The sequence below is a fragment of the Mesorhizobium sp. WSM4814 genome (assembly GCF_055811595.1).
The window spans coordinates 92,787-118,856 of sequence record NZ_JBVVQT010000012.1; the positions used below are offsets into that span (position 1 = coordinate 92,787).

Genomic DNA, 26,070 nt, shown 5'->3' on the forward strand with positions numbered 1-26,070 from the left:
GCATTTTCGCATTATAGATATGCGCCACGCAGTTCGAACTGGCAATCTATCGAATTTTCCTGCTTTTCATTCAATCAAAATGCATTAGTATCCGAACTCAACAAGTTGAGGCTTCCCTTGATGACAACAATCGCACCTTTTCCGCTTGTCGAGATCGATGGAGCGCCGAGAGCCCGCGGCATGGCCTATGGCGAACAGGCGCGCGGGCGCATCGGCGCTTCGGTGGCGCTCTACGCCGGCCAGCTCGACCGGTTCGGCTTCGGGCGGGACGATGTCGCGCGGTTTTCCCAAATCTTCCTGGCTCGCTTGCGGCAATGGGCGCCCGATCTCGTCGAGGAAATGCAAGGGATCGCGTCAGGCGCCAATCTCGACCTGTCCTCGATCGTCCTGGTCAACGCGCGCACCGAAATCCTGCAGCTCGCCCGGCGCGAGAAAGGCATTTCAGACGACGAGCCCGACGGCTGCACGGGCGCTGTGATTTTGCCGGAGGCAACCCGCGACGGCAGGCTCATCCATGGCCAGAACTGGGACTGGAAGGCCGAATGCGCCGAGACCTCGGTGGTGCTGCGCATCCGGCGAACGGACGGGCCGGACCTCCTGACCTTCACCGAAGCCGGCGGACTGGCGCGCAGCGGCTTCAACGCGGCCGGCATCGGCATCACCGCGAACTATCTCGAATCGGACCGCGACTACCGCGACATCGGAATTCCGCTGCCCTTCATCCGGCGCCGGGCGCTTGAAGCGCAGCATTTCGCCGACGCCATCAAGGTGGTGGCGACGACACCGAAATCCGGCTCCAACAACATGATGCTCAGCACCGCCGAGGGCTTCACGGTCGATTTCGAATGCGCGCCGGACGAGGCCTTCGCCATCTATCCGGACGACGACATGATCGTCCATGCCAATCACTGGCAGAGCCCGGTGGCGTTGTCGAAGCTGCGCGAAACCGGGCTTCGCGACGTGCCGGACAGTCTCTACCGGGACCACCGCGTGCGCCGTCGCCTGTCGGCGCGGCATGGGGACGTCACGGGCGACGATTTGAAGGAAGCCCTGTTCGACGATTTCGCTTCGCCGTTCAGCGTCTGTCGTCCGCGGATCAGGAAGAAAGGCGGCAATCTCTCGGCGACGGTGGCGATGATCGTCTTCGAACCAGCCGCCGGCGTCATGGAGATCGCACCATTGCCGGCCGAGAACCGCGAATTCACCCGCTACGAACTCACCCTCGACGACGAGGTCCGCGAGCGCGCCGAGAAGGCGATGCCGGCACGGGGGAGACCTTCGATATCAGCACAGGAGAAACGATGGTCCGCTTTGTCCTGACCCGCATCGCCAGCGCCATACCGACCCTGATCCTGGTGTCGGTTGCGGTCTTCGTGATGATGCGCTTCATCCCGGGTGACCCTGCGACGCTGATGCTGGGAGACCTCGCACAGCCCGGACAGGTCGAAGCCATGCGGCATCGGATGGGGCTCGACCAGCCCGTGGTGGTGCAATATCTGATCTGGGCCGGCAACGTCCTTACTGGCGATTTCGGGCGCTCGATCGGCAGCGGGCAAGAGGTGCTGCCGCTGATCCTCGACCGTTTTGCCGTCTCCTCGATCATCGTCCTCCTGGCCGTGCTTGTCGCCTCCGCCATCGCCGTGCCGGCCGGCATGCTGGCCGCCTGGAGACAGGACAGTCTTGGCGACATCACCGTCGTCGCCACCTCGACCATCCTGCTCTCGATCCCCAGTTTCTGGCTGGGGTTGATGCTGATGCTGATCTTCGGCCTCTATCTCGGCTGGCTGCCGATCGTCGGCTACGTGCCCTTCAGCCGCGACTTCGCGCAAGCCGCTCTCTATGTGATCCTGCCCGTGGTCACCCTGGTGCTCGTCGAGTCCGGCCCGATCGCGCGCATGGCCAGGGCCAGCACGATCGAGGTGGCGCGGCTGGAATACATCACCCATGCGCGGGCAAAGGGACTTTCCGAAAGCGCTGTGATGTGGCGCCATGCTTTCAAGAACGCCTTCGCGCCCACCTTGACCCTGATCGGCCTGGTGCTCGGCGGCCTGCTGTCCAGCATCGTCGTCATCGAGACCGTCTTCACCATTCCCGGCCTCGGCCGGCTGCTGGTCGACGCAATTTATGCCCGCGACTATCCGGTGATTCAGGGAACGATGCTGTTCGTCGCCTTCATCTATGTCGTGCTCAACCTTCTCGTCGACCTCGTCTATCCGCTGCTCGATCCGAGGGTCGCCGCATGATCGCCCGTGCGCTCGGCCGGCCCGGCCTGAAATTCAATGCGACCTTCGGGATCGCCGTCACCGGGGCATTGATCCTTCTGGCTGTGTTCGGCCCGTGGATCGCGCCCTACGATCCGCTTAAGCTCGATCTGCCGTCGCGGCTCAGCGGGCCGTCGCCCCAGCACCTGCTCGGCGCCGACGAGTTCGGGCGCGACGTGCTCAGCCGCCTCGCCAGCGGCGCGCGGACCAGCGCCTGGATCGCTTTTGCGACAGTCGCCTTCGCCTTGATCCTCGGCATCGTGTTCGGCGTTCTCGCCGGTTTCCTGCGCGGCTGGGTCGATCGCGTCGTCATGATGGTCAACGACGCCTTCCTCGCCTTCCCCGGCCTGCTTCTGGCGCTCGGCCTGATGGCGGTGATCGGCGCCAGCCGCGAGGGTATCATCGTTGCGCTCGGCCTTGCCTACATGCCGATCGTGGTGCGCGTGGTGCGGGCTTCGGTGATGTCCATTCGCGAGCGGGAATATGTCGAGGCCTCGCGGGTGATGGGCAACAGCAAGATCATCACCATGGCGCGGCACGTGCTGCCCAACTGCGTCGCCCCGATCATCGTGCTCGCCACCACCATGTTCGGCTGGATCATCCTGTCGGAAAGCGCGCTGAGCTTTCTTGGACTGGGCGTCCCACCTCCAGCGCCGAGCTGGGGCAACATGCTGTCGACGGCTCGGCCCTATATCGGCCAGGCGCCGCATCTGATCATCCTGCCGGGTCTCTGCATCTCGATCACGCTGCTCGGCATCAACATGCTGGGCGACGCGGTGCGCGACTGGCTCGACCCGAAAATGTAGGTCCTGGAACATGCTCGTGCCGACCGCGGACAACAACACGATGCTTTCAGTGCGCAACCTGTCGATCTCGGTCGGGCCATCGGGAAAGCGGATCGTTGACGGGCTGAATTTCGACCTCGCCCCCAGTGACATGCTGGCGCTGGTCGGCGAATCCGGTTCGGGCAAGACGATGGCGGCCCGCTCGATCGTGAGCTTGCTCCCTGCCCCGCTGGTCACGACGCCGGACAGCAGCATCCACTTCGAAGGACAAGAGCTCACCCGCCTCGCTCCAAAGGCGCTGCGCCGGATACGCGGTGCGCGGATCGGCATGGTTTTCCAGGAGCCGATGGTCTCGCTCAATCCCGCCGTCACCATCGGCGAGCAGATGGCGGAGGGTCTACGCCTGCATAGCGCCATGCCGCGCGCCGAGATAAAGGACCGCTCGCTGGCAATGCTGGAGAGGATCCAGATCAAGGATCCCGGCAAATGCCTTGCGGCCTATCCGCACGAATTCTCCGGCGGCATGCGCCAACGCATCATGCTCGCATCGGTCATGCTGCTCAAGCCGCGCCTGCTGATCGCCGACGAGCCGACCACCGCGCTCGACACGCTGGTGCAGCGCGACGTGCTTGACCTGATGGTCGAGCTGACGCGGGAGAACGGAACCGCCGTCCTGCTGATCAGCCACGACCTCGGCATGGTGTCGCACTATGTGAACAACGTGACGGTGATGTGCGAAGGCAAGGCGGTCGAACAGGGAAGCAGCACCCAGGTGCTTCACGCACCGCAGCACGATTACACGAAGCGGTTGGTGGATGCGCTTCCCAAGCGCAGCGCCGGTGGATCGAGAAAAACCGTCGACGGCCCGCCCCTGATCGAGATCAGCAATGTCGTCATCGACTATCCGGGCCGTCCCAGGCTGTTTGGGCGCGCGCAGCCGAAGCGCGCCGTCGACGGCGTCGACCTGACCATCCGGCGCGGCGAGACCCTGGCGCTGGTCGGCGCGTCGGGCTCCGGCAAGACGACCCTCGGGCGCGCCATTGTCGGTCTCGTCAGGCCGGCCAGTGGTACGATCTCGTTTCTTGGCACCGCGATTGCAAACGATCGATCCGCTGACGCGCGTGCGCAGCGTCGTGACATGCAGATCGTCTTCCAGGACCCCTATTCGTCGCTCGACCCTCGCCAGTCGATTGCCGAGATCATCACCGAGCCGCTGAAGCTCGACACCGAATTGGACCGCAAGCGGCGGACCGCGCGCATGAATGAGGTCATCGAGGAAGTGGGGCTGACGCGCGACCTTCTCGAGCGTTTCCCGCATCAGCTTTCGGGTGGCCAGCGCCAGCGCGTCGCGATCGCCCGGGCGATCGTCAGGCGACCGGCCTTCGTCGTCGCCGACGAGCCGGTCTCGGCGCTCGACATGACGGTGCAGAAACAGATCCTGCTTCTGATCCGGTCGTTGCAGGAACGCTACGGGTTCGCCTGCCTGTTCGTCTCGCATGATCTGGGTGCGGTGGAGCAGGTTGCCGATCGGGTCGCCGTCATGCAGGACGGAAGGATTGTCGAGATCGGCGACCGCGACGACGTCTTCGATCGACCGGGCCACGCCTACACACGCGCCCTTCTCGATGCGGCGATGCTGATCGATCGCCATTTCGCCGATGGCGCGGGCGCACGCAATGCAGTGGCTCGATGAGGACGGCATGGCTCGTCGCCGCATCATGACAGCGTTTGGCCGTATCACGGAGATCTGGCGATACCCCATCAGTTCGATGCGCGGCGAACGGCTGGACGGGACCGAGCTTGCGGAGGGCGGGATTCCGGGCGATCGGATCTGGGGCATCATCGACCGGCGCGACGGCGCTGTTGCCGCGCCGGAGAAGGGAAAATACTGGCGACCGCTGCCCAACCTTGTTGCAAGGCTGAAGGGTGACCGGCCGGAAATCGGCTTGAACGGCTCGTGGATCGATGCCGGCTCCAGCCTCGCAGGCGAGCTGGTTTCGGCCTTCCTCGATTTCCCGGCGGCGCTGCACCCACATGTCCGCTTCGGCTCGGAAGCCCGGGATCATATCGCGCCACGCTATCAGCGCGCCGACATCCACATCGTCACGTCAGCCTCGATGAACAGGCTTGCCGGCCTGCTTGAGGATCCTTCGCAAGTGGATTCCAGGCGATTCCGGCCCAACATCGTGATCGAAACCGACGCCTCGCGGGAAGGTTTCGTCGAGCAGCAGATCATCGGGAAAGTGCTGGCGATCGGGAAGGCGCGGATCCTGAGCTCGGAACCGTGCGCGCGCTCGGCGCTGGCGCAAGGCGATCTCGCCTTCGAGCCGGCAGTGCTGCAAACCATAGCGCGCCATGGCGAAGGCGGCTTCGGCGCGCTCTGCCAAATCATCGAACCGGGCAAGAGCGGGCTGGGCGACCAGGTCACCTTGAACGAAGCCTGACCTTTGTCCAGCTTTCGACGCCGGACGGCGGCACGTCGTGACGCTAGAGGTGAACATCCAACGCTTGGCGCCGGGGGCGAATACAGCTCACGACCACTTTTCTCACCTTCCGCGGGAGAGTCCGAAGGGGAAGCGGTGACCCGAAGCAGACGGTCGTGATGCCATAAAAGATGTCGGCCTCGCGCCGATCTCGGACGCTGCGATCGGTTTGGCCGCTTCCTGAAGCCGACGTCCCAGCGACCACAGTGACAGCCGCGGTTGTGCCCAATTGTGGACCTTGGCAAAATCACCGCCTTGAAGATCAGCTTAACCATCATCGGAGCATTGCCATGATGAGCTCGGACCAGAGACCAGCGTCAGCCTAGCGAACTGCCCCCTCCCTGCGCAATTTCGAGCGCCTTTACGCTTAGTCGGAAGCCGTCTACTATTCAGCTGAAGGCAGGGTCTTAGACATGGACCGCAAGCTTGCTGCCATTCTGGCTGCTGATGTGGTCGGCTATTCCGCTCAAATGGAGCGTGATGAAGCGGGGACTTTTGCACGGCTGAAAGCTGGTCGCGCAGAGCTTTTCGAGCCAGAGATTGCGCGGCACCACGGTCGCATTTTCAAGCTCATGGGCGACGGCTTGCTGGCCGAGTTTGCCAGCGTGGTCGATGCGGTGGAATGTGCAGTCTCGCTGCAGCGTGGCCTAACCGAGCGCAATGCGTCGCTTCCCGAGGCCGAGCAGATTTTGGTCAGGATCGGAATAAATCTTGGCGAGGTGATAATCGACGGTGACGACCGTTACGGCGACGGGGTCAATATTGCCGCCCGCCTCCAACAATTGGCGGAATCCGGCGGCATCTGTGTCTCCGGTAAGGTGGCCAAGGAGGTCGAGAAAAAGCTTGCCTTCGGTTTCGAACCTTTGGGCGAGAAGAAGGTCAAGAACGTCACCGAACCCGTGCAGGTTTTCCGCATAACGCTTGAAAAACAGGGCATCCGCCATCGCTCAATACGGTCTCCTCCGCGGTGGGCGCTAGAGGGGATGGCGGTGGCCGTGGCCCTTCTGCTTGCCGCCGCAGCGGCTTGGCAATTCTGGCCGGCGGCGCCGGTGAGTGCCAGGCCATCGGTAGCGGTGCTGCCGTTTGAAAATTATGGCGGCGACGAGGCTACTGGACGGCTGGCCGACGGCCTCACAGAGGACATCATCACTGACCTTGCACGCTTCCCGGAATTGGAGGTGGTGGCTCGCAATTCGACGCAAGTCTACAAGGGCAAGCCGGTGGAAGTGCGCGAAGTCGCTAAAGCGCTCCATGTCGGCTACGTGCTCGAAGGCTCGATCCAGCACCAGGGCGGCCGCGTCCGGATCACCGCGCAACTGATCGATGCCCAATCCGGCAATCATCTGTGGTCGGAGCGCTGGGACCGGCCCACCGAAGATGTGTTCGCAGTCCAGACTGAGATATCTGAGCAAGTCACCAACCGGCTAGGCGGCGGCGAGGGGCTGATCCAGAAAGCTGGCCGAGCTGCGGCCAAGCGCAAGCCGCCAGAGAACCTTAGCGCATACGAGCTTTATCTGCTTGGCACCGAGAAGCTTGCGCGGATCACCAAAGACGATATTCAGCAGGCCATCGTGCTGCTCAACCGCGCCGTCGAGCTGGATCCCGGCTTGGCCCGCGCCTGGGTCGAACTTTACCACTCTCACTCGCTATTGGCGAACTTCGGCGTCAATCCCGAGACAGAAGCAAAGGCGGCTGCCGATGCAGCCGAACGCGCCGTGCGACTTGATCCGAGCGACGCTGAAGCTCACGCCGCGCTGGGCATGAGCTTAGGCGAGCGGGGCGAGCTTTCGCGCGCGAAAGCTGAGCTGCAAATAGCCCTGAGCCTCGCGCCCGGTTCGGCTGAAATCCTGACCTTCTATGCCGGCTGGGCCGCGTCCTTCGGTGAACCAGAACGAGGTGCCGAATTGGTCGATCGGGTGATCCGGCTCGATCCTAACTACCCGATGTGGGCCACCGGCCTCTTCTCTAACGCTTACTTTATGGTGGGGCGATACGACGATGCGCTGAAAATGATGGAAGGCCTGACACCTGACAACTACAACCAGTGGAGATGGATGGTGCGCAGCGGTTCGCTCGCAGGCGCGGGCCGGATGGAAGAAGCGCAAGCCTCAGTCAAGGAGGCGCTCAAGCACTACCCGGACATGACCGTCGAAGGTATGGTCAACGCGCCGGGGATCAGCCCCACCGAGCGCGAGCGCTACTTGGAAACCTTGGTCCTGACCGGTTTCCCGCTGTGTGCATCCGACGAGCAACTGGCTAAGATGACTGTTCCAAAACGTCTTCCAGAGTGCCTGAAGTAGCCCTTCAGCAGCTTCCCTGACGACCGAAATAGCTCGTGTCGCAGTGGCGTAAATTTCAGATGTATCTGCTCAACACCGCAACCGGCCCATTGCCGTCATGTCCGAAGTGTGTCTGATTGGCCGCTTCTGGCGCTGGTTGCTCGTTCTAATTGCGAAGATACCTTCAATCGAACGATCGGAGAGCAACACGCCTCCGATCTTTCGGCGACAGATGAACCGCCGGCCTATTCGCTTTTCCAGACACCCCATACATGGGGGTTTGCCGCGGGCCATACCGAATAGCCCTTTACTTTCGGCGACACGGCATCGAGGGACGGCTCGTAATAGAGGCCAAGGATCGGCACATCCTTTGCCATCAGTGCATGGAGCTGCTTGAACAGTGCCTTGCGTTGCCCGGCGTCGGTCGTGGCCATCGACTTCGTGTAGAGATCGAGGGCCTCCTTGCTGTCCCACTGCGCCATCGGGTCGGTCGCCTTGTCGCCATGTTACTCAGCCCGCTTGGGCGCGGTGAACGTCCATAGGGGGCGATGCTGACGTCGCGACTTTGCCAAGCTGGAAGACCTCCGTCGCCTCGCCGCGGCCGCGCAGCCGGTGCTTGCCCGCCGGGATCCTTTCGAACCTTTCGTCGAGCTGCGACGCGGTCTCGCCGGAAATGGCGATTGCGGCGGTGGCGCCCGGTTCGAGCTGCTTGCCGAGGTCCTGCAGCCGCTGGCTGACGTTCACGGTGTCGCCGACGATCGTATAGTTGACGCGGTCGGATGCGCCGATATTGCCGACGATGACGGAGCCCGTGTGGATGCCGATGCGGACATGAAGCGGAGGCCGGCCTTCGCCAGCCGCTTCCAGATTGTCCTTGTCCAGCTCCTCGCGGATGGCCGCGGCTGCGCGGACGGCCGCGGCGGCATGGCCCTTCAAACGATCCGGCGCGCCGAAGAACGCCAGCATGCCGTCGCCCAGGAACTTGTCGACAGTACCGCCATGTGCATCGACCGCGCCGCACAGGATCGCGAAGTGGTGGTTCAGCAGCCTGGCCGCGGCGGCGGCGTCCATCTGTTCCGACAGCGTGGTGAAGCCGGCGATGTCGGTGAACATGACGGTGACGACCGCTTCGCGCGGTTCGGCGATGCCGATCTCTCCGGTGCGCACCAGCTTGGCCACCAGCGAGCGCGGAATATACGTCGAGAATGCACGCAGACCGATCAGCATGGCATTGAAGGCCGAAGCCTGGTTGTCCAACTCCAGCACACTGCTGCGCGGCAGGGGGGTCACGCCGTCGAGATCGAAATCGGCGACGCGCGTGGCCTGGCCGGCAATCGCCTGGATCGGGCGCGACAGGCGCTTGCCGAGAAGAATCGCGACGATGACCGCCACCGCCATCGCGCCAAGTCCAAGCATGGCCGATCCCATGACGCGCTCGATTTCGTCACCGATCTGACTGGTCTTGAAATATGCGCCGAGCGTCCAGGGCCGGTCGCCATAGCCGGTGATCTCACGGGTAATAGCGACGTAAGTGTTCTCTCCGTCCCATGACGTCGAACCGTCCTTGTCGTCAACCTGGATTTCGGCAACCTCGATATCGCGGGTACGCTGCGTGCTGAACTCCGCTTCCGGTTTGCGCGCCTCATATCCGGCGAGAACCGGATCGCCGAAATTGGCGAGCGGCGTCAGCGGCAGGATGCCGTTCTTCAGCGCATCCGGGGAAGCCAGCCGCTGGTCCGCCAGGATGGATCCGTCGCCATCCAAAATGAAGGCATGCGTGCCGAAGCGCGACGACAGTTCCTGCGTGATTTTGGACAAGTTCTGCAGTTCCACCGCGGCGATCACCCAGGCCTTCGTGGCGCCATCGCGTGACAGCGGCGCCGAGACGTTGGCGAACAAGCCATATTCGTTGGCCACGAAGGCGCCCCACCGGCGTCCGTCGACCTGCTGGCGCTCTTCAAGAACGGCGCGCACTTGCGGCGATTTCTCGGTCTCGGCGGGGAGTTTCCGGATCGTTCCGGCAGGATATTTGGCGTCGTTGTCCCCGGTCACCGCCGCCCCCCTGCAAATCAGGTCGGGTGTGCAGATCAACATTGCGTTCACCCCCGGCGCTGCCGCCAGCGCACTGGCAAGTGCCGCCGACATCGCCTCGTCGTCGATCTGGAACTCGCCCTGCTTGTAGAGCTGCGCGACGCCGTCCACGGCGCTCTCGGCGCGCCCCATCTCGGCGCGCAGCAAATCCTCCATCGCATCGATCAGGAGCGTCGACTGGGCGCCGAGCAGGTCGAAAGTGTTGCGAAGGTTGGCGCCGACCGACAATGCGAGCACGCCGCCGACCGACAGGAGCACGAGGCTGCCGAAACTCATCGCCATGATGACTGCAATGGGGATGCGACGCCGCTTCTTTTCGGGGCGGACCAGACGCACTGGTTGTGCGGACATGCTCATGCAGCCAATGTCATAATGCGCCACCGCATTGCAAGCCCGGTGACGGCTTTAAGGAGAGGACGCGCCGAAGCATTCGCACCAATGTGGCGCCGATGTTTCCAGCGCCGATGATTCCGATCCTCATAGGGGTGTTCCTTTCGTAAACATGGAAGAGCGCCCGCCTCAGTCGCGGACGCGGGCGCCTGGAAGATGCGCCCCTTTCTCGCGCAGTGTCGAGAGTGTCAACTCCCGGAAAGGCGCATGCACGCCATGATCGTCGCCGCCATGCAGGAGAACCGGGCGATCATCAAGTCGCATATCGAGCGAAATGGTGACGATCTTTGAGCCGATCATTCGCGAGGGGACCGAGGCGGGCGAACTCAAGGTCGAGGACCGGCAGAAGCGGCCTGTGCGGTCAACACCGCGTTCACGCCGTTCTTCCACCCGATTCTGATCGAGCACTGCGTCCAACACGGCGAAGACACCGACGCGGCCCTGCGTGAGCAGATTCGGTTTATCCTGCAAAGCTCTCGGCAAGTCGGCCTAAGGCGCAGCGTGCCATATATGCAGGCACTGTGGTTCCGGAGAAGGGCGCGCGAACACAAGGTTTGCGTCGAAGGCCAACTCATCTTCAAAACCACGGCGCAAACGTTCACGCGGCGCTGGCCGAACAGGGATAACCTATGTGCAGGAAGAGATGGCAAAAACCCTACCTCATGCATATGATCTGACCAGGCGGATCCGGGCAGCCATACCGTCCGACAGTCGGCTCAGGATCGCCGGCAGCCGTAGCGCGAACGTCAGGTTTGGAGGAGGGCTACGAATGACTGGAATTGGCGCTGGTTGCTCGTTCTAATTGCGAACGTGAACGCAAAATCCTACCCAGGGAGGTCTTCCATGACGGGTACCGACCGTCAGGTTTCACCACCAGGTACCTTCAAGCGAAAGATCGGAGGGCAACACGCCTCCGATCTTTTGGCGACAGGAGAACCGCCGGCCTATTCGCTTTTCCAGACACCCCATACATGGGGGTTTGCCGCGGGCCATACCGAATAGCCCTTTACTTTCGGCGACACGGCATCGAGGGACGGCTCGTAATAGAGGCCAAGGATCGGCACATCCTTTGCCATCAGTGCATGGAGCTGCTTGAACAGTGCCTTGCGTTGCCCGGCGTCGGTCGTGGCCATCGACTTCGTGTAGAGATCGAGGGCCTCCTTGCTGTCCCACTGCGCCGTCGGGTCGGTCGCCTTGTCGCCAAGGATGACGCCATACATCAACGACGGATCGAGACGAGCCGAATAGCCAAAGGACTGGATCTGGAATTTGCCGACAAGGTAGTTGTCGAGCTGTGCCGCCCAATCCAGCACTTCGAGCTGGGCGTGGAAGCCTGCGGCCGTCAGCATCGCCTGCAGCAGCACGGCGTTCTCGTACATGCCCTGGTAGCGGGTGTTGGTCTGGATCTTGATCGGCTCGCCCTTGTAACCGGCTTCGTCCAGCAGGGCCTTGGCCTTGGCCGGGTCGTATTCCGGCCATTTGAGGAAGTCGTCGTCGAAGAACGAGCTCGCCTGGGCGACGGCCGAGGGACCTCCCGTGGCGGCACCGCTGGTGCTGGCGGCAGCGATCTGGTTGATGTCGGCGGCATGCGCCAGCGCCTCGCGTATTTTGACGTTCGACAGCAACGGGTCCTTGGTCTGCAGCAGGATCACCGTCCACGACAGGCCTTGCGTCGACAGCACCGTCATGCCGCGCGACTTGGCTTCCTCGGCACGCGATGATTCAAGATCGGGCAGGACATCGAGTTCGCCGGCAAACAGCGCGGTTTCCGCCGCCGCCGTGTCGGGGACGACCATGAAGCGCACCTCGTCAACATAGGCCTCACGGCTGCCGGCAAAGCCGCTCGGCGCCTCCTTCACCGGCTTGTAGTCGGCAAAGCGCTCGAGCGCCAAATACTGGCCCTTGACCCACTCCTTCAGCGTGAACGGGCCGCTGCCGATGGCGGAATCGGCGAGCCACTTGCCGTCGGCGCCGACATTCTTCGGGCTGGCGACCCAGCCATTGCATTGGACACTGGCGAGTTGCGCCAGAAAGAGCGCATTCGGCGCCTTGAGCGTGAAGACCACGGTGCGTGGATCAGGCGTCGCCACTTGCTCGACCTTGAGGCCTTGGCTGCCGTTGAAGAACGGAATGCAGAACCACTGATTGGCCGGGTCCATGCGGCGGTCCCAGTTCCATTTGACGTCGGATGAGGTCACGGCGTCGCCATTGTGGAAAACCGCGCCGTCGCGCAATGTGAAGGCATAGATCTTGCCGTCGTCCGATACCGTCCAGGATTCGGCCAATGCCGGGCCCACCGTGAGATCGGCGCGATAAGCCACCAGCGTCTCAAAGATATGGTGCAGCACGGTGTCGGTGTTTGCGTCGCGATTAAGACCGTCGGTGGCGCGGATGTCTGCGTTGATGCGGACCTTGAGCGTGCCGCCGGTTTTCGGCTGCTCCTGCGCCATCGCCGGCAGTGCACAAATCATCACCGCGATTGTCGCCAGCAGCTGGAGCAATCGTCTTCCCATCATCAATCCTGTTCCCATTTTTTATCTCCAGTTTGACTGCAGTTTTTCAGGCGGGCGCCGCATTCAATGTCCGCGCAAAGAACTCCTTGACCTTGACGATGAGCGCGCCGTCGTTGTGAGCGATGCCAGGCACGACATCCAACTGCACCTCGACGCCCTGTCTCTCCAGGCTGCCCTTCAACGATCTGATCCGGTCGTTGCGGGTCGCGCCGGCGAGATCGGCGCCGGGCATCCACCAGTCATCCTCCGGCTTGATGGTGATCTCCCAGGTTTGGAGATCGTCACCACCGATCACCATCTGCACGGCAACCTTGCGCATGGCGTCGAGGTCGATCGCCTTGCCGAACACTTTCTCGAAGTCGCGCACCCCGACCCAGAAATCGTGATCGAAATCGAGCAGGGTCACGACGCCCGGCGCACCGATCGATGCCGCCATAAGACGTTCGGGATGGAGGAACAGGAAACGATGGGTGAAATGGCCGCCGCCGGAGAAGCCGTACATCAGCACGCGGTCGCCGCGGATGCGATAGCGCTCGCGCATCTCCTCGACCATGTCGAGCAGCACGGAATCGTAATGCAGGTCGCCCTGGCGCAGCATCTTGTAAGAGGAAAGATCGCCCGGAAAACAGATATTCGCCGGGAACAGCGGGGCGAGCACGATCACGCCGTTCTGTTCGGCGAAGTCGGCGAAGGCGTCCCGGTAGGCGAGCATGCCTCGCTCGGTGCCATGCACGATCACCGCCAGCGGATAGGTCTTGTCGCCGTCCTCGTCATAGTCGTCGGGGACATAGGCGCAATAGGGGAAGCGCTGGTCGAAGCGGGAAGCGTACACCGTCGTGTGCCCGAAATCGTAATAGGACAGGCGCTTGCCATGTCCGCTGACGTTGCGCATCGAATTTTCCCCGATCTCAATTTCATTGTTTCATCATTTTGTGCGACTGAAAAGCATTTGTTTATTCACATCGTCAGGAAAGTACGTATTTTACATCGCGTAACGCCCGACATCATCGGGCAAGCGTGAGAAGCTATCCGGGCCGTCGCGCGTCAAGTCCAGCCGAGCGGCACGACCAACGACATCGTGAAGTTGTGCAGGTTGACTCGGTTGTCTGCTCGCCTAACTTCGCGGTCACATGATATTTTCCCCCATCCGCAAGCTTGTCCCTCTTGTTCTCCTGGCCGGCAGTTCGATCGTGTCCTCCTGCGTCGCGCCTGACGACACGTCGAACCTTCCGAAGGAAGACGCCACAACGTCGGCAGCCCGCAAAGAGATGGTCGGTCTCAGCGAGGCGGACGTTCGAATGTGCGCCGGCTTTCCGACTGCCACCGCTGATGCGGGGGGAAGCCAGATCTGGACCTATCAGCGTACCGTTCAACGCGGCAATCTCAACGTGGTGATCCCAACTTTGGCCGTGGGCGCGATCCCGACGGTCGGAGGATCGCTCAATGTCGATCCCGGCGGCTATTGCAACACGCAAATCCGAATGGTCGATGGCCGTGTTGCCGAGGTTGCCTACGCCGGCGACAACAACACGCCGAACCACCGCGATGCGCTCTGCGTCAGCACGGTAGACGGCTGCGTGGCCTATGCCCGCCAGCGCCATCAAGTCAGGACAGGAGCCAGCCCCAGGTAGCTGGCCAGGTAACCCGGCCAGCTAATCGGGTTCCAGGTAATCGGGCTGGCTGGCGCAACCCAGGCCCTGCAGCATTCGTTCCTGTTTCAGGCAGACGTTCCATATCCGAACCGTCGCCAGAGACGACCGCCGGCTCCCCGCCGATCCGCCTTGCGGAAAGCCGGTCGGCCGGAACCATTCTTGGGGTCGGGAGTACAAGAGGTCGAAAGGACAGGGATGGCAGACGATGATCATCACCCGCAGGACATTCGTTAAGGCTGCCGCCGCTTCCGGAGCGGCTCTGGTGTTGCCGGCAGCCGCGCCCGGCGCGCCGCCTGCGCCGGCGATGCGCGCTGTCCCCTCCTCGGGAGAGATGCTTCCCGCAGTCGGCCTGGGCACCTGGATCACCTTCAATGTCGGCGACGATCCGGTGCTGCGCGACGAGTGCGCCGAGGTGATGGCGGCCTTCTTCGCGGCGGGCGGCCGCATGATCGATTCCTCGCCCATGTACGGCTCCTCGCAGCCCGTGATCGGCTATGGCCTCGAAAAGCTCGGTCGGCCCGAAGCGCTGTTTTCCGCCGAAAAGGTCTGGACTTCCTCCGCCGACGGACCCGCGCAGATCGAGCAGTCGCGCCGCTTCTGGGGTGTGCCGCGCTTCGACCTCGTGCAGGTCCACAACCTCGTCGCCTGGGAGACGCATCTCGAAACCCTGTTCGCCATGAAGGCGGACGGGCGGATCCGCTATGTCGGCATCACGACGTCCGAAGGACGGCGGCACGATTTGTTCGAAGAGATCATGCGCGCGCATCCGCTCGACTTCGTGCAGCTCACCTATAACGTCGTCGACCGACAAGCGGAGCAACGGCTGCTGCCGCTGGCGGCCGAGCGCGGCATGGCTGTCATCGTCAACCGGCCGTTTCGGCAAGGAACGCTGACGCGCCAGCTCCAGGGCGAGACGCTGCCGGACTGGGCGGCCGGGATCGGTGCCGCGACCTGGGCGCAGTTCATACTGAAATTCATCGTTTCGCATCCCGCCGTCACCGTCGCCATCCCCGCCACCACCCGCGTCGACCACGTGCGCGAGAACCTGTTGGCAGCGGCCGGACCCCTCCCCGACGCGGCCATGCGCGAGCGGATGGCGGCCTACGTCCGGGACCTCTAGGCAGGCATTCGTCGGCTGGCCCACGAAAGCCTGCCTGGATTCTGTTGTTTGTCGCAGGTTCTTGTCGCAAAACCGTGGGAGGCTTTTGTGGAACCTGCTTGGATGTCGGAATGGTGGACCTACCGGCTGGAGGATTTCCTGCTCTTCTCGCCGCGCGTCTATTGGCGCATGTTCGAATTGGCCAATGCCGCGTTCTGGCCGCTGCATCTCCTGACGCTCGCCGCCGGCCTCGCCATTGTCCTGCTCGTGCTTAAGCGGCCGCGTCGCCATGGTCTGTGGATAACGCTCGTCCTCGCCGCGCTCTTTGCCTTCGTCGGCTGGTCCTTGCTGTGGAGCCGCTATGCCGCGATCAACTGGGCGATCGCCTATGTCGCGCCGGCCTTCGGCCTGCAGGCGCTGTTGCTGGTGATCGGCGGTGCGCGCGGCGGCCTCGCCTTTGACCGGCGGGACCTCGCAGAGCGGCTCGGGCTGCTGATCGCGGTCGCTGGCCTCGTCGTCTATCCCCTGCTGCCGCCGCTCTTCGGGCGGCCATCGGCGAGCGCCGAGGTCTTCGGCATCGCGCCGGACCCGACGGCGATCGCAGCGCTCGGCGTCCTGCTTGCCGCGAGCGGCGGGCTTGTGCCGCTGCTGTTGGCGATCCCGCTGCTGTGGCTGCTGCTCAGCGGCCTGACGCTGCATGCCATGGGCGATCCGCAAGCCTGGCTGCCGCTTCTGGCAGCGGCCACCATTTTAGCTGCCTTGACCCTGCGCCGCATCGCCCCGTGATGCCGGCACGATCGAGAAAATCAGCCGGCTCCGGCCAGATAATACAAGTTTCAGATGTAACCGAATTTTCTCCTTCTGAAATCGTCGCGTAACGCCGTACCGCCAGGTTCGCACTTCAGCAGACCGCAGCCACACGCTCGCCGCGTGGATTGTCACAAGCCAGCCGGTTGCGCCAGCCGGTTGCGGATGTGACTTGCTCTGAAAGAGAGGTAATCATGGTCAATCCAACCGTCCAACCAATAGCCGCCACGCCGGAACTTCCTTCCGCCGTCCCGCTGATGGCGCTGTCGACCGGTTTCTGGGCCTTCAAGACCTTGGCGGCTGCGCATGAGCTGGACCTGTTCAGCCGCCTTGCCGGCGGCGCCGGCACCACGGTTGCCGAGCTGGCGGAAGCGCTCAGCCTGCATCAACGCCCGGCCGAGATGCTGTTGACCGGCTGCGCTGCACTCGGGCTGCTGGAGAAAACCGGCGGCCGCTATCGCAACACGCCGTTAAGCGAAACCTATCTCGTGCGCGGAAAACCGTATTACTTCGGCGGCTTTGTGCAGATGCTCGACAAGCGGCTCTATCCCGGTTGGGGCAGATTGACTGAGGCGCTGCGCACGAACCGGCCGACCACGTGGGATCCGGCGGTGCGATCCTCGGCGTTCGACGGCGAAGATCCGATGATGCTGGCGCTGTTCTGGGAGGCGATGCATTCGGTCTCCACGATGACCGCGCGCAAGCTCGGCGAAGCCCTGGATTTCGGACATTTCCGCCGCCTCCTCGACATCGGCGGCGGATCGGGGGCGTACGACATCGAGCTTTGCAAACAGTATGGGGCGCTGCGTTCGACCGTGTTCGACTTGCCGCATGTCGCCGCGATCGCCGCGGGAAAGATTGCCGAGGCCGGCTTGACCGACCGCATCGAGACCGCAGGCGGCAACTTCTTCGAGCAGCTTCCCGGGGATCACGATTTGCATCTCCTGTCGATGATCCTGCACGATTGGGACGAGGCGAAGAACCGCGCCCTGCTGCGCCGGTCGTTCGGGGCTTTGCCGAGCGGCGGCGCAGTCGTCATCAGCGAGCTTCTCGTCAATGACGAAAAGACCGGACCGGCGCCGGCGGCGCTGATGAGCCTCAACATGCTGATCGAGACGGAAGGACGAAACTACACGCAGGCCGAATATTCGGCGTGGCTCGAGGAAGCCGGATTCCGGCACATCGAGACGGTCTGGTTCGAGGCACCCGGCGCGAACGGCGCCGTGATCGGCCGCAAGCCGTAAGGCGCAAAGCGCAGTGTAACAGGCGCCCCGCAGTTCAATCCTGCCGACAATGATGATGGAGGCCGAAATGGCTCACACGCAAACTCGCGTCGATCTTCACCGTCTGCTTGGACTTGTGCTGAAAACCACAGCAACCGCAATCGCGGCTCTCAAGACCTGGCAACGGACCGTCTCAAGACGTCGGGCAATCGCTGGTTTGACGCCCGATCGGTTGCGGGACATCGGTCATGCCGAGGCGCCCGCGCCGGTGCTTGAGGTCAAGGCAGGTCTGGTCACGAACTTGATATCGATGAGGTAAGCGAATTCGGCCGTCATAGCAGGTACAAGGCCAGCGGCCGTCATGCATTTTTGCTCCTTCTCACAAGCTCAGGCAACCGGGCGCTTTGCCAGCAGCAGCCCACATCCAAGCATGATCATGGCACCGCCCGAGCCTTCACGAAGACGGCGAACGAGATTCGCACGCGACGCCGCGCCGTCGCGAAGCCTTCCGGCTGCAAACGCCACGACAATATCGGCGAGCGTGTTGAGGGCAACCGAGATGGCGCCGAGGATCAGGAACTGCAGAACGACGTGATCCGACGATGTATCGACAAACTGGGGAATGAAGGCGAGGAAGAATGCGGCCGTCTTCGGGTTCATCACTTCGACAAGAACGCCATCCCTGAAGGCCCGCATCGTGCCGACGGGCGGCTCCGAATGACCCAGCGACTTGTAGTCGAGCCTGGCATGGCGAACGGTTTGGTATCCCATCCAGACCAGATAGAGCGCGCCGACCACCTTGAGTGCCGTGAACAATTCGGCGCTTGCCAGCACGATCGCCGAGACGCCAAGGCTGCCGGCCACGACATGAAACAGCCCGCCGAGACCATTGCCAAGGCTCGAAGCGATTCCTTCCGAGCGACCGCCGGAAAGGGTTCGGGCGGCGACATAAAAAATCCCCGGACCCGGAGTAATCGCCAGCAGGAATGCCGTGAACAGGTAGATGGTGAAGGCGTTGGATTCCAGCATGGCAATATCCTGATGAAAGACTGTCTATCGAGCTTGCACATAAGCGGAGAAAACCGCATCGAGATGGTCGAGAGCGGCGGCGACGCGCTGCCGTGCCTGGTCCTTCAGAGGGAGGACGGGGCGTGGCGGATCGACGTCGCAGAGGTTCAGAAGACTGGCGACGACATACATCACCCTGAAACTGCCGAATTCCTTGAACAGCGCCCAAAGCGGTCCGAAGGCGGCGTCAAGTCGCTCGACGGCCGCAGCGTCCCCGGCTTGCGCCGCTCGCGTCAGGGCCAGGGCCGGTGACGGCAGAAGTCCTGCGACGACGGAATACCAGGCGTCGCTCCCGGCGAGCAGCGCAGGCGCGCCGCCCCAGTCGCCGCTGTAGCCGATCCTGAATGCCGACCCGGTCGCAGACCGGAGGGAGGCAAGTTCGGACGCGAAGTCACCACCGGACGGCAAAGGCATCTTCACGGCTTCGATGTTGACCACCTTCGACAAGCGGGAAATGAGGTCCAGGCTGAAGGTGAACCTGGTCGTGCCGGGATTGTTGTAGATGCAAAGCGGGAGTTGCCCCGCGTCGGCGACTGCGGTGAAGTGTTCGAAGACCTCGTCGTCGACAAGCGGCGTATAGGAAACCGGAGCGAGAAGCAGGCCGTCGACGCCCGCAGCCTTCGCGTCACGGGCAAGGTCCACGGCATCGCTGGTCCGGATCGCTCCGACGCCGACAATAACCGGGATTTTGCCGCCGACCGTGTCCATTGCCGTTTCTACCGCCCGTCGACGCTCTTGTCGCGTGAGGAAAGCATAGGCGCCGGTACTGCCGAGCAGTCCGATGGAGTCCGCTCTCGCCTCCTCGATGTTCCTCAGAAGGCGCGCGAGGGCGGCGGTGTCGAGCCTGCCGGAAGCGTCCGCCGGGGTGATCGGGAATGCTGAAAGGCCTTGGAAGAGTGACATGAAGGAACCTTTTCAGATGCGGGTCAGGAGAAGCTTTAGCCCGGCAAATCCGAAGAATACCGCCAGCGTGCCTTCGATCCAGCGCCGCGCCCGCCGATACAGGACGATCATGGGAGCGGTCGAAAAGACGATCGCGTAGCCGCAGAAGATGGTGACGCTCAGCACCGCGCAGCCCGCGAGGATCACCAGAACCGTATGCGACGACGACCCGGGCCCGAGTCCCAGCGTCATCAGCGCGATCCATGCCAGGATCGATTTCGGATTGGTGAGATGCATCAGCAGTCCGCGCTTGTAGAGAGTGGCCGCCGTCGCCTTCCGTTCGTTGGTCGGGCGAAGCTGACCCTTGCCTGAAGAAAGCGCAGCCTTGCCCGCCTTGAAGGCGAGATAGAGAAGATACAGGCCTCCAACCAGCTGCAGGACCACGAGTGCCTGCGCGTATCGGCTGAGGATCGCCGAGACACCTGACGCCGCCATCAGGCCCCAAAAGATCGAGCCGCTGACGACGCCGAATGCGATTGCCAGCGCGGCCCCGCGGCCGTCGTTCATGGCAACGGCCATGATACGCATATTGCTCGGCCCGGGACTGCCGGCAGCGATGACGTAGGCGGTAAAGACGATGATGAATTGGTGGAACTCGGCCAGCATTTTACTTCCCAGGAGATGCAATCTGGCGTCATCAATACAAGCACAACTGGCCCTAACCTAGAACCAGTTTTGAATAAAAAGCGCTGGTCCAGTTGGCCTCAGGCCTTTGTCTTGCTGATTTTCCCGGTAATGTCTGGATCAACGAAACGTCTTCATTTGGGTAATCGCGAATGATCCAGTCCCGCAAGCAGAATTCGTCGTCGGGAAGTTCGTCGTCGGGATTGGGCGCCCGCGGGATCTATGAGAACCTGCGGGAACAGATCGTGGCAGAAGTATACGGCCGTGGGGACGTGCTCCCGTCGGCTCGTGCGCTGGCGGTCGAGCTTGGCGTCTCACGAACGACTGTGACGTCCGCTTACGAACAGCTCGCCGCCGAGGGGTTCGTGGTCATTCGACATGGCGCGCGGCCACGGGTGGCCATCACGGTCACGCACAGCGAGCCGGGAGACCTCGTTGATACAGCCGCAGAGCCACACAGCCTCTCCGCTTTCGCAGAAAGGCTTCGATCCCGGACCATCCCGATGCGGGTTGCGTCGGAGAAGCTCGTAGCCGACTTCCGCTACGGCGACATGTCGGCCTCTGACTTCCCGACCCTTGCCTGGCGAAAGGCCATGAACGATGCTGCGCTGGGACGGCCGCTCAAGCTGTCCTATGGCGACCCCTGTGGCTTGATCCGCCTGCGTGCCGCCCTGCAGGGCTATCTATGGCGAGCGCGCAGCATCCGCTGCGAGGTGGGTGAGATCGTCGTCGTCAACGGCTCTCAGCAGGGACTGGATCTCTGCGCCCGCCTGCTTCTCGATGAGGGCGACGGCTTCGCCATCGAAGAGCCCTGCTACCCGATGGCACGGAGCGTCTTCGAGATGACCGGAGCCATCGCCGCCCCGGTGGAGGTCGACGCCGAAGGCATCAGGGCGGACCTGTTGGCGGATGTTGGCGCGCGGCTGGCTTACGTCACGCCTTCACATCAGTTTCCCCTGGGAAGCGTAATGTCGATGGGGCGACGCCAGCAACTGCTAGGATGGGCGAAAGAGAAGAGGGCCTACATCGTCGAGGACGACTACGACAGCGAATATCGTTTCGACATGAACCCGATACCGCCGCTTCGCGCGCTGGGAGGCGCGTCGAACGTCATCTATATCGGTACGGTTTCGAAGACACTGTCGCCGTTGCTGCGGATCGGCTACGTCGTCGTTCCGCGTGAGTTGCAGGAGGTTTTTGTCCATGCCAAGCGCCTGACGGACAGGCATGCCCCCAGCCTCGAACAGGAGGCGCTTGCGACCCTGCTGGAATCCGGCGCCTACGAAAGCCACGTGCGCAAGGCCCGGCGTCAAAATGCCCGCCGACGTGCAGCGCTCCTCGACGCTCTGCAGGCGGAATTCCGCGATCTTGTTCGGGTCGAAGGCGCAGAGGCCGGTCTGCACGTCGTCGTCTGGTTTCACGACACGCCGCCCTCCATGGCGACATCATTCATCGAGAAAGCCGCCTCGCTTGGGGTCGGCATCTATTCCATATCGCCGCATTATTTCGACCAGACATTGGATCGCAGCTGCCTCGGCCTGGTGATGGGATACGCAAGTCTGACCGAGAGCCAGATCCACAGAGGACTAAAGCTCCTTCGACGCGCTTACGAGGAGGCAACAGGCAGCGGCGACGTATCGTAGGTGCTTTACGGCCTGCCTGAGGGAACAGGCGCGCGCGACCCCGAAGGCAGCCTCGGCATCGCGCGGGTGGTGATCTGCCGCTAGAGCGCTTTGCGTTTTGGTGGACTAAAACCGCGCTCTAACTCCTTGTTTTACGCATTTTGTCGGACGCCAAACCAAGATTTTTGGCTGCAAAATGCCCTAGAACCACCGCCGTTCAGGCTCGGAGCTCTTTGCAATCACAATTCCCAAGAGAACGCCGAGCACGCCGCCAAGCATCATCGCCGTAGAGATCGTGCCTGGATTCTGCTGGACGGTTTCGGTCACGGTGTGTGCCTGGCTACGCAATTGCCGGGCTGCGCGCGAGGCTCGTTCGGCGGCGCTCTCGTACCAGCCCTGTGCCTCCTCGGCACGGTCGGAAAGGGTCCGGTTTATTTTGGCGATTTCGCGACGAAGCTCGGCGATCTGTTTCTTCATCACTTCCTGCGCGTCGTTTGCCGCCTTTGAGGTGCCTGCCATATTGGTGGTCTCCGCCATTGGATTTCTCCCTTTGGTAATCATATCCCCCAAGGTCATCAGATAGCGGAAACGGTCGCGGACGCGCAGGGTTCCTTGCCCCAGAAAACGCGCCGCTGATTGCGTTATCAAGCATCCCCTTGCACCCGCGCGTGGCGGGCAATGATGCTCTCCTCGTCGGTCGCGACGACGCGTATTTCGACCTTGCTGTCGGGTCGGCTTATGATCCCGGCATGGGCGGCATTGGATGGCTCGTCGATCGCCACGCCAAGCCAATCAAGCCTTTCGCATATTGCCTTGCGGACCGGCGCCGAGCGCTCGCCGATGCCGGCGGTGAACACCAGGCATTCGAGGCCGCCCAGCGTGTTGGCGAGCGCGGCAGCTTCCCGTGCCGCCCTGAAGGCAAAAAGCTCTACCGCTTCGCGGGCGTGGGGGCCGTCGCTCGCTTCCAGCGTGCGCATGTCGCCCGAGATGCCGGATATTCCAAGCAGCCCGGATTGCTCATAGAGCATATGCTGCAGAGCCTCTCCGGCGATGCCTCGTTCCAGGACGAAGTACAAAAGCACGCCCGGATCGATGGCGCCGCAACGCGTGCCCATGACCAGCCCGTCGAGCGCGGAAAAGCCCATCGTCGTGTCGAAGCTTCTCCCGTCGCGCATGGCGCACAGGCTCGCCCCGTTGCCGAGATGGGCGACGATCGTCCGCTTCGCTGCAAGCGCCGGCGACATCGCCTTGAGCCGCCCGGCGATGTACTCGTAGGAAAGTCCGTGAAACCCGTAGCGGCGGATTCCGTCCGCATCGTATTTGCGCGGCAGCGCGAAGCGGCTGACGATCGGATCGATCGTCTGATGGAAGGCTGTGTCGAAGCAGCCGACCTGCGGCAGATCCGGCCGCAGCGCCGCAAGTGTGCGGATCGGCGCGAGACTGCGGGGCTGGTGCAGCGGCGCAAGCGGCGTCAGCCTGTCCAGGGCCTCGATCACGACCGGCGTCAGGCGGACGGGTTCGACGAACTCGCGCCCACCATGCACGATGCGGTGACCGGCGCAGACCAGTTTCCTGCCGCCAAGTTCGCTCTCGATCCAGCGCAGCAAGTCGCCGATGCCCGTATCGCGTGCGTCTGCGGCAAGCCGCCGATCACACTGCACTGTTCCGTCGGCCGCTTTCGCGCTGAGCCTCGGCGCATCGCCCAGATCCAGCGTGCCACGCGAGACAAGCTGCAGTTCGGCGGAGGGTTCCAGATCGTATAGTCCGAACTTGATGCTGGAGGAGCCGGCGTTCAGTGCCAGAATTGCCTGTCGCATCAATCGCCAGCCTTCGCCGCGCTGTTCTCGGGCCAGTTCCACTCCTGGATCTCGGGCATGTCTTCGCCGTGCTTGCGAACATAGGCCTTGTGTTCGGCAAGCTTCCCGTGAAGTTCGGCGGCAAGGTCTTTCGCCCGTTCGGCGAGCCCAGGCACGCGTTCGATCGCGGCGAGCGCCAGGTGGTAGCGGTCGAGCTCATTGAGCACGACCATGTCGAACGGCGTCGTCGTGGTGCCTTCCTCACGAAAGCCGTGCACGTGCATGTTGTCATGGTTGGCGCGTCGGTAGGTCAGGCGGTGGATGAGATAGGGATAGCCATGATAGGCGAAGATGACCGGCCTGGCCTTCGTGAACAGCGCGTCGAAATCCTCGTCCGCCAAGCCATGCGGATGCTCTGAATTCGACTGCAGCGTCATCAGGTCGACCACGTTGACGACGCGAACCTTCAGGTCAGGAAGCGCCGAACGCAGAATATCGGCGGCCGCGAGCGTCTCCAGTGTCGGCACGTCGCCGGCGCAGGCCATGACCACATCCGGATCCTCGCGCTCCGCAACCGTCCCGGCCCACCCCCAGATTCCCGCCCCCGCCCTGCAGTGGGCCTCCGCGGCGTCGACGGACAGCCATTGCGGCGCCGGCTGCTTGCCGGCGGTGATGACGTTGATGCGGTTATAGGTTCTCAGGCAATGGTCGGTGATCCACAGCAGCGTGTTGGCATCCGGCGGGAAATAGAGCCTGACCGTGTCGGCCTTCTTGTTGGCGACGAAATCGGCAAAGCCCGGATCCTGGTGGCTGAAGCCATTGTGATCCTGCCGCCAGACATGCGAGGTCAGCAGGTAATTGAGGGAACCGATCGGCTCGCGCCAGGCAAGCTCGCGGGATGTCTTCAGCCATTTCGCATGCTGGTTGACCATGGAATCGACGATGTGGATGAACGCCTCGTAACAGGAGAACAGGCCATGGCGGCCGGTCAGCAAATAGCCCTCCAGCCATCCCTGGCAGAGATGCTCGCTGAGCACTTCCATGACGCGGCCGTCCCGGGAGAGTTTTGCGTCATAGGGCTCTATCCGCTGCATCCAGACCCGGTCGGTAACCTCGAATACCTCGTCAAGCCGGTTGGAGGATGTCTCGTCCGGCCCCATCAGCCGGAAATTCCCGGCCTGCGCATTCAGGCTCATGACGTCGCGAAGATAGCCCCCGAGAACCCGCGTCGCCTCGGCCTTGGCGCCACCCGGACGCGGCACATCAAGCGCCAGGCTTTTCCAATCGGGAAGCACGAGGTCGCGCTTCAGCAGTCCGCCGTTGGCATACGGGGTTGCGCCCATGCGCTTGGATCCGGTTGGCGCAAGCGCCGCCAGCTCTGGAAGAAGATGCCCGCTGTCGTCGAACAGCTTTTCCGGTTCGTAGCTCCGCATCCAGTCTTCGAGGATCTTGCGGTGTCCCGCATTGCTGCGGGCGTTCGACACCGGCACTTGATGCGAGCGCCAGAAATCCTCGACCTTCTCGCCATCGACCTCCTTCGGGCCGGTCCACCCCTTCGGGCTGCGCAGCACGATCATCGGCCACAGCGGACGCTCTCCTTGCCAGAACGGCGTACGGGCGCGCTCCTGGATCGAGCGGATTCTGTCGAGCACGGTGTCCAGCTTGATGGCCATCAACCGATGCATGGGAACCGGCTCGTGACCTTCGACGAAAAAAGGTTCGTAGCCATAGCCGGCGAACAGGGCTCGCAATTCCACGTCATCCATGCGGGCAAGGATCGTCGGGTTGGCGATCTTGTAGCCGTTGAGATGCAGGATCGGCAGGACAGCGCCGTCGGATGACGGGTTGAGGAACTTGTTGGAGTGCCATGCCGCCGCGAGCGGACCGGTTTCCGCTTCGCCGTCGCCGACGACGCAGGCGACCACCAGATCGGGATTGTCGAAGGCCGCGCCGAAAGCATGGACCAGCGCATATCCCAGTTCCCCGCCTTCATGGATCGAGCCGGGCGTTTCCGGAGCAGCGTGGCTCGGCACTCCGCCGGGGAACGAGAATTGCCGAAAAAGTTTCCTCAGGCCGTCTTCGCCCTGGCCGATTTCGGGATAGATTTCGCTGTAGCTGCCCTCAAGCCAGGTGTTCGCCACCATCGCCGGGCCGCCATGACCCGGGCCGCAGATAAACAGAACGTCGAGACCGCGTTGACGGATGACGCGGTTCAGGTGGACGTAGATGAAGTTGAGGCCAGGCGTCGTGCCCCAATGGCCAAGCAGCCGCGGCTTGACGTGTTCGGCTTTCAGCGGCTCGCGCAGCAGCGGATTATCCATCAGATAGATCTGGCCAACCGAAATGTAGTTCGCGGCCCGCCAATAGCGGTCCATGAGATCGACCTGATAAAGGCCCGTTGTGGTCGCAGCTTTCTGAGCCTCGTCGTTCATCGA

22 protein-coding genes are annotated in these 26,070 nt (G+C 62.8%); 11 read left to right on the forward strand and 11 right to left on the reverse strand.

Annotated features, from left to right (window positions below):
- Window positions 1-120: 120 nt before the first annotated feature.
- The 6 genes from AC0L2V_RS19020 to AC0L2V_RS19045 all read left to right on the forward strand — a co-directional run bounded on the left by AC0L2V_RS19020 (window position 121) and on the right by AC0L2V_RS19045 (window position 7,829).
- Entirely contained in the window at window positions 121-1,320 is a 1,200-nt protein-coding gene (locus AC0L2V_RS19020) for a C45 family autoproteolytic acyltransferase/hydolase (RefSeq protein ID WP_473520895.1), read from the forward strand.
- The gene (locus tag AC0L2V_RS19025; RefSeq protein WP_473520896.1) at window positions 1,302-2,243 is read left to right on the forward strand and encodes an ABC transporter permease; all 942 of its coding nucleotides are present in this window, start codon (window positions 1,302-1,304) and stop codon (window positions 2,241-2,243) included. Before AC0L2V_RS19020 ends, AC0L2V_RS19025 begins: the two co-directional genes overlap by 19 nt.
- On the forward strand, window positions 2,240-3,067 hold the full coding sequence (locus tag AC0L2V_RS19030; protein ID WP_473520897.1) for an ABC transporter permease: 828 nt from the start codon (window positions 2,240-2,242) through the stop codon (window positions 3,065-3,067). The genes AC0L2V_RS19025 and AC0L2V_RS19030 overlap by 4 nt, the downstream gene beginning before the upstream one ends.
- Window positions 3,068-3,077: 10 nt before the next feature.
- A complete protein-coding gene (locus AC0L2V_RS19035; protein WP_473520898.1) occupies window positions 3,078-4,739 on the forward strand; it encodes an ABC transporter ATP-binding protein in 1,662 nt (553 codons plus the stop codon).
- Complete coding sequence (locus tag AC0L2V_RS19040) at window positions 4,723-5,490, forward strand: MOSC domain-containing protein (protein ID WP_473520899.1); 768 nt, start codon at window positions 4,723-4,725, stop codon at window positions 5,488-5,490. The genes AC0L2V_RS19035 and AC0L2V_RS19040 overlap by 17 nt, the downstream gene beginning before the upstream one ends.
- A gap of 452 nt (window positions 5,491-5,942) precedes the next feature.
- Window positions 5,943-7,829, forward strand: a complete 1,887-nt coding sequence (locus tag AC0L2V_RS19045; protein ID WP_473520900.1) for an adenylate/guanylate cyclase domain-containing protein — start codon at window positions 5,943-5,945, stop codon at window positions 7,827-7,829.
- 224 nt (window positions 7,830-8,053) lie between these two features.
- On the opposite strand, the gene AC0L2V_RS19050 is transcribed toward AC0L2V_RS19045, so the two are convergent.
- The 5 genes from AC0L2V_RS19050 to AC0L2V_RS19070 all read right to left on the reverse strand — a co-directional run bounded on the left by AC0L2V_RS19050 (window position 8,054) and on the right by AC0L2V_RS19070 (window position 13,694).
- Window positions 8,054-8,290, reverse strand: a complete 237-nt coding sequence (locus AC0L2V_RS19050; protein WP_128166583.1) for a hypothetical protein — start codon at window positions 8,288-8,290, stop codon at window positions 8,054-8,056.
- A gap of 28 nt (window positions 8,291-8,318) precedes the next feature.
- A complete protein-coding gene (locus AC0L2V_RS19055; protein WP_473520901.1) occupies window positions 8,319-10,250 on the reverse strand; it encodes an adenylate/guanylate cyclase domain-containing protein in 1,932 nt (643 codons plus the stop codon).
- Between the two features lie 168 nt (window positions 10,251-10,418).
- Window positions 10,419-10,760, reverse strand: a complete 342-nt coding sequence (locus AC0L2V_RS19060) for a hypothetical protein (RefSeq protein WP_473520902.1) — start codon at window positions 10,758-10,760, stop codon at window positions 10,419-10,421.
- A 473-nt stretch (window positions 10,761-11,233) separates the two neighbouring features.
- Window positions 11,234-12,820: an ABC transporter substrate-binding protein gene (locus tag AC0L2V_RS19065; RefSeq protein WP_473520903.1), complete on the reverse strand. Its 1,587-nt coding sequence runs from the start codon at window positions 12,818-12,820 to the stop codon at window positions 11,234-11,236.
- Between the two features lie 28 nt (window positions 12,821-12,848).
- Window positions 12,849-13,694 carry an alpha/beta hydrolase family protein gene (locus AC0L2V_RS19070; protein WP_473520904.1) on the reverse strand — a complete coding sequence of 282 codons (846 nt, stop codon included), beginning with the start codon at window positions 13,692-13,694 and terminating at the stop codon, window positions 12,849-12,851.
- 238 nt (window positions 13,695-13,932) lie between these two features.
- Here AC0L2V_RS19070 and AC0L2V_RS19075 point away from each other — a divergent pair, with 238 nt between their 5' ends.
- From AC0L2V_RS19075 to AC0L2V_RS19090, 4 genes are all read left to right on the forward strand, one after another.
- Window positions 13,933-14,433, forward strand: a complete 501-nt coding sequence (locus tag AC0L2V_RS19075; RefSeq protein WP_473520905.1) for a hypothetical protein — start codon at window positions 13,933-13,935, stop codon at window positions 14,431-14,433.
- Window positions 14,434-14,758: 325 nt separating this feature from the next.
- A complete protein-coding gene (locus AC0L2V_RS19080) occupies window positions 14,759-15,574 on the forward strand; it encodes an aldo/keto reductase (RefSeq protein ID WP_473520933.1) in 816 nt (271 codons plus the stop codon).
- Between the two features lie 87 nt (window positions 15,575-15,661).
- Window positions 15,662-16,339 carry a DUF6064 family protein gene (locus AC0L2V_RS19085; protein ID WP_473490726.1) on the forward strand — a complete coding sequence of 226 codons (678 nt, stop codon included), beginning with the start codon at window positions 15,662-15,664 and terminating at the stop codon, window positions 16,337-16,339.
- 215 nt (window positions 16,340-16,554) lie between these two features.
- Window positions 16,555-17,604 (forward strand): methyltransferase, encoded by a 1,050-nt coding sequence (locus AC0L2V_RS19090; RefSeq protein ID WP_473520906.1) that lies wholly within the window; start codon window positions 16,555-16,557, stop codon window positions 17,602-17,604.
- 366 nt (window positions 17,605-17,970) lie between these two features.
- Here the strand turns inward: AC0L2V_RS19090 and AC0L2V_RS19095 are convergent, their stop codons facing one another.
- The 3 genes from AC0L2V_RS19095 to AC0L2V_RS19105 are packed head-to-tail and all read right to left on the reverse strand — an operon-like array spanning window position 17,971 to window position 20,199.
- On the reverse strand, window positions 17,971-18,612 hold the full coding sequence (locus AC0L2V_RS19095; protein WP_473520907.1) for a LysE family translocator: 642 nt from the start codon (window positions 18,610-18,612) through the stop codon (window positions 17,971-17,973).
- A 24-nt stretch (window positions 18,613-18,636) separates the two neighbouring features.
- Window positions 18,637-19,554 (reverse strand): dihydrodipicolinate synthase family protein, encoded by a 918-nt coding sequence (locus AC0L2V_RS19100; RefSeq protein WP_473520908.1) that lies wholly within the window; start codon window positions 19,552-19,554, stop codon window positions 18,637-18,639.
- Window positions 19,555-19,566: 12 nt separating this feature from the next.
- The gene (locus AC0L2V_RS19105) at window positions 19,567-20,199 is read right to left on the reverse strand and encodes a LysE family translocator (RefSeq protein WP_473520909.1); all 633 of its coding nucleotides are present in this window, start codon (window positions 20,197-20,199) and stop codon (window positions 19,567-19,569) included.
- Between the two features lie 170 nt (window positions 20,200-20,369).
- On the opposite strand from AC0L2V_RS19105, the gene pdxR reads away from it, so the two are divergent.
- Window positions 20,370-21,860, forward strand: a complete 1,491-nt coding sequence (gene pdxR / locus AC0L2V_RS19110) for a MocR-like pyridoxine biosynthesis transcription factor PdxR (RefSeq protein WP_473520910.1) — start codon at window positions 20,370-20,372, stop codon at window positions 21,858-21,860.
- 180 nt (window positions 21,861-22,040) lie between these two features.
- Here the strand turns inward: pdxR and AC0L2V_RS19115 are convergent, their stop codons facing one another.
- The 3 genes from AC0L2V_RS19115 to AC0L2V_RS19125 all read right to left on the reverse strand — a co-directional run bounded on the left by AC0L2V_RS19115 (window position 22,041) and on the right by AC0L2V_RS19125 (window position 26,067).
- Window positions 22,041-22,376 carry a hypothetical protein gene (locus AC0L2V_RS19115; RefSeq protein ID WP_473510378.1) on the reverse strand — a complete coding sequence of 112 codons (336 nt, stop codon included), beginning with the start codon at window positions 22,374-22,376 and terminating at the stop codon, window positions 22,041-22,043.
- 107 nt (window positions 22,377-22,483) lie between these two features.
- A complete protein-coding gene (locus tag AC0L2V_RS19120) occupies window positions 22,484-23,656 on the reverse strand; it encodes an acetate/propionate family kinase (RefSeq protein ID WP_473510376.1) in 1,173 nt (390 codons plus the stop codon).
- Window positions 23,656-26,067, reverse strand: a complete 2,412-nt coding sequence (locus tag AC0L2V_RS19125) for a phosphoketolase family protein (RefSeq protein WP_473520911.1) — start codon at window positions 26,065-26,067, stop codon at window positions 23,656-23,658. Before AC0L2V_RS19125 ends, AC0L2V_RS19120 begins: the two co-directional genes overlap by 1 nt.
- Between the last annotated feature and the right edge of the window lie 3 nt (window positions 26,068-26,070).